The sequence below is a fragment of the Granulicella sibirica genome (assembly GCF_004115155.1).
In the GTDB taxonomy this organism is placed as follows: Bacteria; Acidobacteriota; Terriglobia; order Terriglobales; family Acidobacteriaceae; genus Edaphobacter; species Edaphobacter sibiricus.
Window position 1 is genome coordinate 128,512 of record NZ_RDSM01000003.1, and the last position, 12,054, is coordinate 140,565.

Consider the following 12,054-nt stretch of genomic DNA (forward strand, 5'->3'; position numbering starts at 1 on the left):
TCTTTGTCTTCCTGTTTGATTCGAGGAACAGCCTCGTCTCGAGCTTTGCCACGCCCGTTCGCCGGTGAACGGATCCTCGTCTTATGCCGATAGGACGATGGAGGATCGCATGTGCAGCTTGATCCAACCTAATCTGGATTGTGCTCTTTGAGAATGTTCGTGCGACTACGATTTCTTGTTCTGCTGGTATGTACCGCCTCGGCGGTCGGGCAGGTCAGCATCGCGATGCAGCCTGCCGACCTGGCGATGATTCCGGGCTCGAAGCGGCAGGTCTATGCGGATGTTGAGGGGACACAGACCCTAGGAATCCGCTGGTCTGTGACGGGTGGCTGCACGCTGGAGAAACAGGTCACGCAGGGCGAACCGCAGATGGTGACGGCACCGGCACACGGGGCGGCATGTACGAATGTGACGACGGATCCGACGCCGGAGAGCCCGAGCTTTCGTTCCGCGGTGAGTTGCGTGGTCAAGGCCGCAAGCGTCGCCGACGAGACGAAGACGGCTCTCATCGTGATTCCGGTGTGCGCCCCGAAGATCATGCTCAGCACGTTTCCCGCGACCACGGTGCTTTACCAGAAGCAGTACGCGGTGATTCAGTCGGATCTGCGCGGAAGCGTGAATACGGGCGTGACGTGGGAGATCACGACGAATCCGGGGAAAGCTGGAACGCTGACGGGTGGGTCGGGGAATCGCCACGCAGTGTTTTCCGCGACGGCTGCCGGGACCTATGTGCTGACGGCCACGAGTTTGGAGGAATCCGCGAAAAAGGCATCGACGACTATCGTCGTGACGGAACACGCGTTGCCTGCTCCGAACGCCGATCATACGGAGGCGGTGGACTGCACGGCTGTCGGTGGCGGAAAGACCTACGAGGTTGGGCCGCAGAGGGCGTATGTCAATCTGGATGCGGTTCCGTGGAACGGCCTGATTGGTGGCGATACGGTTCGCATTCACAACGACGATACGACGGGAGCGTCTCCAACGATCTATCGGCAGCGGATCTCACTGCCTGCGAGCGGAACGGCGACTCGACCGATTCGTATTTGTGGGGTTACGGATGAGCGGGGCAATAAGCCGATCGTCGATGGAGCGAATGCGACCTCGCGCCGGGATGCGAACTGGGCGAACGGGTACATCGAGGACCTCGGGATCATTACGCTCTACGATGCCATGCACAAGCTGGATGCGATAGCCGACGGCGAGCACAATATCATCATCGAGGGGCTGCATATCCGGAACGCGAATAGCGGGTTCAGCTTTGTGAAGCAGTCGAACTCCGGCTTCAAGAGTTATGACGACTTCGCGGCATGTGTGCGGGTGCAGACCGGACGGAACGTTCTGATACGTGGCAATGAGATGGATCATTGCGGGCATGGGGTTTTCAGCAATGCACAGACCCCGCAGGGGAACATGGTTGCGGACCTTACGGTCGAAGGCAACTACATCCACGACTGGGGCGCAGTTGGAAAAGAGGGAATTCACGGTGCCTATCTGCAGTCGATCGGTTTACAGGTCCAGTTCAACTACTTTGGAGCTTCGCGCCAAGGCGCGACCGGCAACGTGATCAAGACTCGTTCCGTGATGAACTTTCTGCGATGGAACTACGTCTCGCAGCCTGTGGCTACAACTTCGCGGGCGTTCGACATGGTTGAGCCCCAAGCATTTGGTTGTTATGTGATCCCGTACGAGTTTTCGTTCGTGTATCACGGCGGAGGACACGGCTCGGATTGCCTTTCGCCGGGTAAAGGTCCGGAGATGGATCCGACCAAGCCTGACGAAGTGGCGGCTAATCTTGAGGCGTATCACTTCGATTATGTGTACGGAAATATCATGGACGACTCGGGATCAAGCTCGTCGTTCGTCCACTACGGATACGATCAGCAGGTTCCTGCCGGTCCTGGGAACGACCGGCGCGGCGGGATGCTCTTTTATTGGAAGAACACGCATCTTCTGCGGCTTCGCACGGGAACGAAGATGATCTTCGACATGGCTTCTCCGGATCAAGGACACTCCGGGGAGTTCCCGAACATCACCAGCCTGAATAACGTCTTTGCCACGACAGGGCCGGGCGATTTTCGATGGACGGGTGCGTTGTGGGCCAGCGTCCTGGTTGATACGAACTGGATCAATGCCGGTTACTCGCTGCCGTATCGGAATAGCGCGGATGTATATCAAGGCGGAACGTCGAAGGCCGAGCTTCTGTCATGCGATGTGTACGGGCAATGCAAGCCGGGGAACGGACACATGCTCTGGATGCGGAAGCACATAGCTGGCACAGCCGCCGCAACATTGTATGTTGGGCCAAGACCATTCAGCCTCGAGACGTTTGCGCCGGACCACAAGATGCACGGATTGGCGGCGAGTCAGCCGCACGAGATCCAGGATCAGCCTTCGAACATGGAGTACTTTCCTGCTACGAATACGATCGCCTCGGTGCAGGACGAAACGTTTCTTGGGGCGTTGGACTAAGGGCTTCAACAGGATCAGGCCTGATCCGCATTCGCTCCCTGCCTGCATGGGCATGACCTATCATTGCATCTGCTGCATCGTGATTCTATGGGACTTTTTTTCACGCTGTTCTTTGTCTTCACCGCGTATCTCGGGCCCGAGACGGTCTTTGGCAGCTTTGCCGAATATCATGTCGAGATCGTGATTGCGTTGATCACGATGTTCTTTTCGGTTTTTTCGGCAGAGGGCTCGGGTACATTTCGGCTCCCGCAGACGTACGCGATCATTGGACTGAGTTGTGCCGTTTTCATCTCGGTCCTGATGAGTGGATGGGCCGGTGGCGCGCCGGTGGCGTTTCTCGACTTTATTCCGAACTCAATGCCGTTTTTCTTTGTTCTATTGAACTGCCGCAAGAAGAGTCATCTGCAGATGCTCGTGACGGTGCTGGTGTACGCGGCCTTGTTCACGACCTACAAGGCCTATGTCGCAATTCAGGCAAATGATCTGGAGAGCCCTTACCTGCTGAATATGAATACCGATGATGGACACATCATCCGAATCCGAGGGTTGTCGTTCATCAGCGACCCGAACGATTTTGCACAGTTCATCGTTGGGTTGATTCCGTGTGTTTTCTTCTTCTGGAAGAAGAAGCGCTTTTTAACGAATCTTCTGATGGTGTATGTTCCGGTTGCCGGGCTGATCTACGGGATGTTCCTCACTCATTCGCGCGGCGCGATGATGGCGCTCCTCGTCGTGGTGATCGTCGCGGGCAGGAAGAAGCTCGGGGTGGTGCCATCGATCGTGGGAGCGGTACTGTTGTTCGTTGGGCTCTCCGCGATCGGCTGGTCGGGTGGACGGGATGTTTCGGCGTCGCAGGGCGAAGACCGCATGGGGGCTTGGTCGAGGGGGCTCGAACTTATCCGGCAGTATCCACTTTTTGGGGTGGGCTATAAACGCTTCGTTGATCATTACTACATCACGGCGCATAACTCCATCGTCGTGTGTGCGGCCGAGATTGGGATGATCGGGTTCTTCTTCTGGGTGCTATTTGTGTTCTCGTCGGTCCGGGACGCGGCGGTCAACAGTATCGATCCGGATGCGGTGGTGAAGGTCAAGGATGAAGATCTTGTGCCTGCGGGGATGATGGCCTATGGGGCTGCTGCCGTATCCGCTAGAGAGCCGGTTGTGTTGAAGGATGCGAGCGAACAGGCCCGCGAGAAGCGTAAGGGATTCTCATTGAAGAACCCATTTGCCGATACCGATGACGAGGTGGATAAGGTTGCCGAAGCGAAAGAGATTCGACGGCTTTCAGGGTTGATGGTAGTTTCGTTCGCGGGTTTCCTGACGGCGGGATGGTTCCTTTCGCGGTCTTACATTATGCCGCTGTTCGTGAATGCGGGGATTGTTGCAGCGATCGGACGAATGGGACGGGCCAAGGGAGTGTCGGGGCCGGAGTTCGAGATGCCTCGTGCGATGAAGATGGCGCTCATCACGTCGGTGGCGCTGATTACGCTGGTCTATACGATCCTTCGGATGAACGGGATTTTCGGGAAATCCTAAGGGACAGCCGGGGGGAAGTTGGGTGTGGCCCCGATGGCTGCGCGGCGGAGCTGGCGGGACTTTGCGACCGTGAGAGCTGGCTTTTCTACGAGAAACCAGGAGAACTGGGCGGCGCAGGCGACGATCAGGATGGTCAGGCCGAGGGCTATCCAGGGGTGGATGGTGAAGAGGCCAGCGGCGATGATGCACTGCACGATGGGGTAGTGAAGGATGTAGGTGCCGTAGGAGAAGTCTCCCCAGCGGGTGGGACCCTGGATGTGGGGGAGCAGAAGGCAGGCGCCGAGGGTGAGGCTGGCTACGGAGAGTGGGCGGAGGAAGAACCAGCCGGTGTAGAGATGGAGGGCGTGAGCGGCTAAGGCTCCCAGCATCAGCCACTTGCCGTGTTTTCTGAAGAGAGGCAGGTGGTAGTGGATGAGGGTTCCGACGAGGAAGAAGCAGAGCTGGCCGGGGAGCTGGACTACGAGGCTCTTGTGCTCAGCCAGAGCTATGTGGAACAAAACAGAGGCGATGAAGAGGGCCCAGAGGACGGCGTCGCGACGTAACGTGCGGCAGAGGAAGACGATGATCGGGACGGCGATGTAGAACATCACCTCGATTTTCAGGGTCCAGAGGGCGCCGTTGAGGGCGTGGTTCTCGGGGTTGTTGGGGAAGACGCCCTGGATGTCTGGCTGTAAGAAGCTCGAAAATAAGAGGTTAGCCAGGAGGAACTTGCCTACGTGGAAGCTGCCGTAGGCGGCGGCGATGCCGAGGCAAAGGAGGGTGGAGAGCCAGTAGCCGGGGAGGATGCGGATGGCGCGGTTTCTTGCATATTCCGCGAGAGTCTTGCAGCGCTCGTAGCTGGCGAAGATGAGGAATCCGGAGATGGCGAAGAAGCCCTCGACGGCGACGTGCTGGCTTAAGAGCCTTGGAATCAACGCCAGAGCTGGGCTTTGGCTGAGGTTCGCGGAGTGTACGAGGACCACGATCGCCGCGAGGAGGAGGCGGACGATATCGAAATTGTTCTGGCGCATGGCGTTTTGGGTCAGAGTACGCGGAGGGGGACGGCGGGGCAATGCAACCTCCGGGTGACGGGTGAAAAATGACGGCAAAATGTGGGGCGTTGTACGGTAAACGTGGTTAGCGGGCGGTCATGAAACGTGGTGAGGGGTGCGTCCTTATTGGCGATTCGCGTTTTGCGTGCGTGTTTTCCGAAATGGGACGGTGAGGGGCTTTTTTGAGGCCCTTTTCTGTCAAGAGGGGGCGACTTCTTCCGTTGGGGCGGGGATGATGAAGTTAAGGGCGGTGGAGAAGAGTCCGCGCGCCGGGCCCGGGAGGCGCTGGCCGATGGGAAGGAGGCGAATGCGGTCGGAGGGTTGAAGGCCCTGGAAGAGCTTGACGAGGAAGACGTAGGACACGGCGGCGGTGGCGATGGCGAGGACGAGGCCGGGTACCCCAGGGAGAGAGCGGGCGACGAACCAGGCGATGACGGACATGCATGCGCCTGCGAGGAAGAGGCGAATGGCGGTTCCGATGGGGAGTCCGAAGCGGTAGAAGTGTTTGGCCGCCTGCCAGATGACGACGATGCCGATGGACTGCGCAAGGCCATTGCCCCAGGCGGCTCCGACGGCTCCGTAGCGGGGGATGAAGAGGGCGTCGAGAGTGAGGTTGAGGATGCCGATGGCGATGTAGCAGTAGAGGAGGCGCTTCTGCTGGTCGGCGGCGCGAAGGAGGGTTTCCGGGATCTCCTGAAAGGCGCGCGGGATGGCAAGGATGGAGGCGATGATGAGGACCGGGATGGCGCCGACGTACTTCGTGCCGTAGGTGACGCGGATAATCTGGCTGGTGATGGCGGCGGCGCCGAGGTGGACGGGGAAGACGACGAGGAGGAGGAAGCGGCTGGCGTTGCGGACGATGTTGTCAACGCGGGTTGGATCGCGGCCGGACTCGACCATGAGGGTGATTCCGGTGGCTCCTCCGAAGGTGCGGGGTACCAGGAGGAGGTTGTTGGCGAGGCCAAAGCTGACGGAGTAGAAGGCGACCTGCTCGAGGGATGAGAAGGCGCGGAGGAACACCATCTCGGAGCGATCCCAGACGACGGAGGTGAGAAGCTGAAGGCCGATGGACTGGAGGCAGAAGCGGCGGATGCGGCCGATGGTGCCGTCGTCGAGCACGTCGAGTGGGAGGGTGCGGAGGCGGGCGTGAAGTGGCGCGGTACGGAGGAGGACTTCCACCAGGCGGCCGACGAGGAGCGCCGAGGCTACGCCGACGAGATCCCAGTGGAAGTGCAGCGTGAGAAGAATGACAGTGAGGTACGTGAGGATGTAGCCGAAGGCGCTGAGGGTGTTCTTCGAGACATCTTCGAAGGCGCTGTTGGCCTGCGCGGGCACCCAGGACATGACGCCGGGAATGATGGAGCTGATGAGGATGGCGGACATCAGCTTGTAGGCCGGTTCTCCGAAGAAGAAGACACCGGCGAGGCCCAGGATGGTGATGGTGATGGCGCCGAGAAGCTGATAGCGATAGGCGAGGTAATAGACTGCCCGGGCGGTTCCGGGGCGGTCGAGCGCGAGGAACTCGGACATGTACTTGCGGGTAGCGGAGGCGAGGCCGATGCCGCTGGTGCGGGTGACGACGGTGACGAAGAAGTTGATGTAGCTGAAGTAGCCGAGCTTCTCGGGGCCGAGGTAGCGGGCGACCGCGATAGACGTGCCGAGGAAGACGAAGGTCTCCATGAGGGTCTCGAGCCCATACCAGAAAGAGTTGTGCAGGATCTTTCCGGCCGCGTTGGTCGACTTCAAACCCATAGGAAGAGAATAGCCGGGCTTTGACGGTATTTGGGATGAATAAGAGTGAAACTGACCCGTTCGTGGTAGCCCATAGTGCTACCAGATTGACTGCGGGACGATGTTTGCGGGCCGGGGATATCGGGGTGCCGCTCATCCCGCTCCGGGAGGGGTCCGGCTTACGCTCCTTTGGAAATTGCCGGGGTACAAGGCAAAGGACTTGACGCGTTCCTAAGAAGCTATCTTGTTGTAGAACAATCATTCTTGCGCTGCTCTCTTCGCGCTTTTTCCTATCTTTGATTGACACCGCCGCGTTGAGGGAGCGTACACTTGCGCACGTTATGAGCCGAGGAAGTCTGCCGTTCTGATGCTGATCCGAACAGGCGTGTCTCTCTATCTTTCGCTCATTGGAGGGGTATCTATGAGATGTTCCTTGCCATCAACCCTTGCTTTGACTTCGGTGCTGATGTCTCCAGTGCTAGCTGTTGCCGCGGATGACCCGGCTGTAACGACTGCGACGCGGCAACGTTTGATTCAAGTGTACGGCGACCTTGCGATGAGCTTTACCGCGAACCAGGGACAGGCAGATCCGCGATTCGCTTTCACGGCGGAGGGTAGCGGATATTCCGTCCAGTTGGGTCGCAAAGGCGGCGAGCTTACGTTCGCGGGAGCGTCGAATACCGAGGCGCGCGGCGAGCACGCCGACGGGAAGACGGCACTCCAATTGAGCTTTCCGGGAGCGAATGAAACTTCAACAATATCCGGGCTCGAGAGGCTGCCCGGGGACAGCAACTACCTGGTTGGCTCCAATCCCTCACAGTGGCATACCAGCGTCCCGAACTATGCGCGGGTGAAGTATGCGGGGCTGTATCGGGGAGTCGACCTGGTGTACTACGGGAACCACCGCCAGCTCGAGTTCGATTTCGTGGTGGCTCCGCATGTGGATGTAACGACTGTGCGGATGGAGTTCAAGAACCTGACAGATGGTGAAGGACCGCAGGGCAAAGGCAAGCAGCTTTCCGTGAACAAGCAGGGCGACCTGGTCCTGGGAGGCGAGACCGACACGGTTCTGCTGCACAAGCCCAACCTCTACCAGACGGCCATGGTGGATGGAAAGGAGATACGGGAGGCGGTGGAGGGTGAGTTTGTCGTGGAGGGTGGGGAGGACGTGAGGTTTCACGCCGGTCCGTACGATCACGCACGGGAGCTTGTGATCGACCCCACGCTCATTTATTCGACGTATTTTGGCGGCAACGGACAATTTGATTCCCCGCGGGTTACCGGGCTTGCTATCGATCCAAGCGGAGACGCTTACATACTGGGCTTCACCACCGCCGCCAATTTCCCAATTACCCCTGGAGCGTTGAAAAGTACGAATGGAACCGGAATTTTCATCAGTAAGATCAACCGCGCTGGTTCGGCTCTGCTCTACTCGACGTACTTCGGCACGCAATTTGGCGGCAGTTTAGCCTCGTTGGCCGTGAACAGCAAAGGAGAGGCGTACGTCGCGGGGATTGCTTCCGACTTTCCGACAACCTCCCGCGCTTACCAGCGCACGGCGGTGGGAGAAGCGGCTTACATTGCCAAGTTGAATGCAACAGGGTCGGGGCTGATCTACGGAACGTATTTGGGTGGATCCTCGCCGGACGGGTTTAGCCAAGCCTTCCAGATAGTAGTCGATGCGCAGGATAATGCGTACGTGCTCGGGCTGACGGGCTCGTTCGACTTTCCGACGACCGCTGGAGCGTATGAGCCGCACCCTCCCCTCACTGGGCCGATTGGGAGTCCGCAGCAGTACCTGGAAGTCTGCTTTCTTACGAAGTTGAACCCGGCCGGCTCAGGTCTCGTCTATTCCACGTTTCTTGGAGCCAATAACGTAATTGCGCAAGGGCTAGCTCTCGACTCCCTGGACAACGCATATATTTATGGGAGTAATCTTGGAGCCGGTCGTATACAGTTTCCTATCTCACCGGGGGCTTTTTCGAATACCGGGGATCTTTACCTTGAGAAGCTGAATTCGAGCGGATCCAAGCTGGTGTACTACACGCTGTTGGGCAACTATATTCCGAGTGGCCTGGCGGTGGATCCTTTCGGGAATGCTTACCTGGCGGGCATCGACACGGTGAAAGGCGCGCCTCAGAACGTTTTCGTGATCAAGATGAACACCACGGGGACGGCCCTCGATTACGTCACCTTGCTAGGAAAAACGTCAGGCGACAAGTTTGCCCAACTTTCCCAAGCGTCTACGAGTATGAGCATCGCAGTGGATGCGGCGGGGAATGCTTATGTTACCGGAGGCACGAACGACCCCCAGTTTCCGGTCACACCGGATGCCGCGCAGACGGTGTTTGTGGCCGCTCCGCCCGCCTATAGCCAAGATGTGTTCCTGACGAAGCTCGACCCTTCGGGCGCCAATCTTACGTACTCCACCTTTCTCGGTGCCGTTGGTGACAGCTTAGCCGATTTCGTCGCAATCGATGGCAAGGGAGATGTGGCGATTGCCGGAACTGTCCGTGGCAACTACCCATTGACGTCCGATCCCATCCAAGCTGCCCATAACCCGAACCTCGCATTGTTCGTTTCCGAGTTCAACCTGGGAGAGCCGTTCTGCAGCTTCCTTTCCAAGGTGCAACTAGAGTCGGCTGCTGACAAGACTCCGGGGTTTGCGCTGGAGTCAACGTTTGCCGTGGGCACTTCCACGCCGATCCAGGCAGAGACAAGGCCACTCAACCTTACGATCGGGGCCACGACCATGACGATCCCGGCTGGGGGGCTGGTGAAGAACGCCCTCGGGTACAGCTTCTCGGGTACGGTGAATGGGGTTCGACTCTTACTGTTCCTTGCGTCCGCGGCTCCTCAACCCGGCGCTCAGACAACGTGCGGCACACCGGCGTATAAGCTGACGGCGGTTGGATCGGGAGGATTCTTCGGGAGTTCGGCGAGTCCTATTGGCGTTGCGGTGGCACTTGGAGACGACAGCGGGAGCGCGGAGGTCAAAGCAACCGGGTTGAACTAGGATGTCCCGGACGGTGTAGTTTTCGGCCCGGCGGCGGAGGCCCGTTCGAACCGAGCCTCCGCCGCCGGCCTTCGCTGTGTTTCACGCATAACGTTGTAAGGCTCGACCTTCTTACTTCGATTGCGCCAAGCCTTGAACGATCGTAGCGAATTTGTCGAGTATTTGGTTCCAGCCCTCGACCTGCCCGCTATTCTTCGCGCTTTCCATGGGTTCGTTGCCGATGAAGGTGAGCTTGGTCTGGCCGTTTCCAAGATCCTCGAAGAGAGTTACGTCGTACGCGCCGTCTATGGCCTCATGTTCTATTCCTAACTCTTCAGGCTCAACCTTGTTTCCCTGCGAGTCGGCAAAGTACATGGAGGAGACGATCTTCTCGTGCGGGATGATTTCGTGATATTCCCCGGCATTCCAGAACTCCTGACCATCCGGCGATCTCATGGAGCAGAGGAATTTGCCTCCTACGCGAAAGTCTATTTTGCATACGGGCGAGGTGAAGCCCTTCGGCCCCCACCACTGCATCACGTATTTCGGGTCTGTCCACGCCTTCCAAACCAGTTCGCGTGGGGCATCGAACACTCTCGTGATCACCATCCGCTCGACTTCGTTAACCGTGTTTTTCGTCATCTTGAAGCTCCTCTTTTTTCATTTGATTTATGACCGCATCCAGCTTGTCGAAGCTCTCTTCCCAGAATCGGCGATAGTTGAAGGCCCAATCGCTGACTGTCTTAATTGCCTCTGGCCTGAGCGTGCAGACACTTTCCCGTCCACGCTTTGTCTTGATCACAATCCGAGCCCGCACCAGGTAGGCGATGTGTTTTGAAATCATCTGCTGCGAGAGGGCAAACGGTTCCGTCAATCCGTGCACCGAGGCAGGACCGTGGGAGAGCCGTTCGATCATGGCCCGCCGGGTTGGGTCAGACAGTGCGGCAAAGGTTGTATTCAATCGATCCACAACCATATGGTAGTGGATTGTTTCTGAATGTCAAGTGTGAATTTGGGCACCGATACCCTTTGCCGTTTGCGGGGGATGAAGGATGGAGTGAATGCGCCGATGAGGTGCTAGAGGAAGGCGATGGCAGACGCAGATTCCCTTCGGGAATGAGAACCAGAGAGGCAACGGCAAGAGCTGCGGCTACGGCTGCTTGAGGCTGGCTACAACCGATTGGGGATCAACGAAAGCGGGGGGACGGGATAGGCTGGGGCAGATGACTATCCCGTCGGCGATGACGCTCGACTTGAATGCAGCAACGGAGAGCAATGGCTAAGGTACTGATTACTGGAATCGCTGGTTTTATCGGGTCGAGCATTGCTCGGGGCGTGCTGGCTGAGGGCGCAACGGTTGTTGGCGTCGATAACATGAGTTCGGGCAAGATGGAGAACCTTGAGGGGATCCGGGGGAGCGTCGATTTTCGCGAGGCGGATGTGCAGGACGCCGCGGCGATGAACGATGCGTGTGTTGGCGTGGATTACGTGTTTCATGAGGCGGCGATTCCTTCCGTGCCGATGTCGGTGAATGACCCGGTGGGAACGAATGGGCCGAATGTGAATGGGACGCTGACGATGCTCGAAGCGGCGCGGAAGGCGGGCGTGAAGAGGTTGCTATATGCGGCTTCTTCGGCTGCTTATGGCGACTCGCCGGAGCTTCCGAAGCATGAAGGGATGCTGCCGGGGCCGATCTCGCCTTATGCGGTGCAGAAGGTTGCGGGGGAGTATTACCTGCAGAGCTATGCGCGTGTGTATGGACTGGAGACGGTGTCGCTGCGGTACTTCAACGTGTTTGGGCCGAAGCAGGATCCTACGTCGCAGTACTCGGGCGTGCTTGCCCGGTTTATCTCGATGATGACGAAGGGGGAGACTCCGACGATTTTCGGGGATGGATCAACCAGCCGGGACTTTGTTTATATCGACAACGTCGTGCATGCGAATATGCTGGCGGCGACAACTTCGGCTCCTGTGTCGGGCAAGGTATTCAATGTGGCTACCGGGGTTCGGACGACGCTGCTTGAGGCTTATGAAGAGATCAAGCGGATTGTGGGGTATGAGGGCGGCGTGACCTTTATGCCGGAGCGGGATGGGGATATTCGGCACTCACTGGCGGATATTACGTGTGCGCAGACGGTGTTTGGGTATGGGGTGAAGAAGGATTTCCGGAGTGGTCTGGAGAAGACGATCGAGTGGTACCAAGGGGCTTAAGGGCCTTCTTTGGCTCCTTCGGCTGGAATACAACGGTTCTTTGTGTTGCTCACGATGACGACGCAGAACGGGCAACGA

Annotated in this window: 8 protein-coding genes; 4 read left to right on the forward strand and 4 right to left on the reverse strand. The window is 58.2% G+C overall.

Going from position 1 to position 12,054, the window contains the following annotated elements; translation table 11 throughout:
- The first annotated feature begins 159 nt into the window (after positions 1–159).
- Together GRAN_RS17450 and GRAN_RS17455 are read left to right on the forward strand one after the other, a co-directional pair.
- Positions 160–2,469: a right-handed parallel beta-helix repeat-containing protein gene (locus GRAN_RS17450; RefSeq protein WP_128914339.1), complete on the forward strand. Its 2,310-nt coding sequence runs from the start codon at positions 160–162 to the stop codon at positions 2,467–2,469.
- Between the two features lie 87 nt (positions 2,470–2,556).
- Complete coding sequence (locus tag GRAN_RS17455; RefSeq protein WP_128914340.1) at positions 2,557–4,008, forward strand: O-antigen ligase family protein; 1,452 nt, start codon at positions 2,557–2,559, stop codon at positions 4,006–4,008.
- On the opposite strand, the gene GRAN_RS17460 is transcribed toward GRAN_RS17455, so the two are convergent.
- Positions 4,005–5,060 carry an acyltransferase family protein gene (locus GRAN_RS17460; RefSeq protein ID WP_241654902.1) on the reverse strand — a complete coding sequence of 352 codons (1,056 nt, stop codon included), beginning with the start codon at positions 5,058–5,060 and terminating at the stop codon, positions 4,005–4,007. The two genes, GRAN_RS17455 and GRAN_RS17460, sit on opposite strands and share 4 nt — an antisense overlap.
- Before the next feature lie 177 nt (positions 5,061–5,237).
- Positions 5,238–6,791 (reverse strand): oligosaccharide flippase family protein, encoded by a 1,554-nt coding sequence (locus GRAN_RS17465; RefSeq protein WP_128914341.1) that lies wholly within the window; start codon positions 6,789–6,791, stop codon positions 5,238–5,240.
- 412 nt (positions 6,792–7,203) lie between these two features.
- On the opposite strand from GRAN_RS17465, the gene GRAN_RS17470 reads away from it, so the two are divergent.
- Entirely contained in the window at positions 7,204–9,786 is a 2,583-nt protein-coding gene (locus GRAN_RS17470; RefSeq protein ID WP_128914342.1) for a DUF7948 domain-containing protein, read from the forward strand.
- A 111-nt stretch (positions 9,787–9,897) separates the two neighbouring features.
- On the opposite strand, the gene GRAN_RS17475 is transcribed toward GRAN_RS17470, so the two are convergent.
- Entirely contained in the window at positions 9,898–10,407 is a 510-nt protein-coding gene (locus GRAN_RS17475; RefSeq protein ID WP_128914343.1) for an SRPBCC family protein, read from the reverse strand.
- Positions 10,388–10,735, reverse strand: coding sequence for an ArsR/SmtB family transcription factor (locus GRAN_RS17480; RefSeq protein ID WP_241655062.1), 348 nt, complete (start codon positions 10,733–10,735; stop codon positions 10,388–10,390). Before GRAN_RS17480 ends, GRAN_RS17475 begins: the two co-directional genes overlap by 20 nt.
- 305 nt (positions 10,736–11,040) lie before the next feature.
- Here GRAN_RS17480 and GRAN_RS17485 point away from each other — a divergent pair, with 305 nt between their 5' ends.
- Positions 11,041–11,976 carry an SDR family oxidoreductase gene (locus GRAN_RS17485; RefSeq protein ID WP_128914345.1) on the forward strand — a complete coding sequence of 312 codons (936 nt, stop codon included), beginning with the start codon at positions 11,041–11,043 and terminating at the stop codon, positions 11,974–11,976.
- Positions 11,977–12,054: the final 78 nt, after the last annotated feature.

Excerpts from the sequence above, each read along its gene's own strand:
- GRAN_RS17455 (WP_128914340.1), top strand. The coding sequence starts at position 2,557 with ATGGGACTTTTTTTCACGCTGTTCTTTGTCTTCACCGCGTATCTCGGG.
- GRAN_RS17465 (WP_128914341.1), bottom strand. The coding sequence starts at position 6,791 with ATGGGTTTGAAGTCGACCAACGCGGCCGGAAAGATCCTGCACAACTCT.
- GRAN_RS17475 (WP_128914343.1), bottom strand. The coding sequence starts at position 10,407 with ATGACGAAAAACACGGTTAACGAAGTCGAGCGGATGGTGATCACGAGA.
- GRAN_RS17485 (WP_128914345.1), top strand. The coding sequence starts at position 11,041 with ATGGCTAAGGTACTGATTACTGGAATCGCTGGTTTTATCGGGTCGAGC.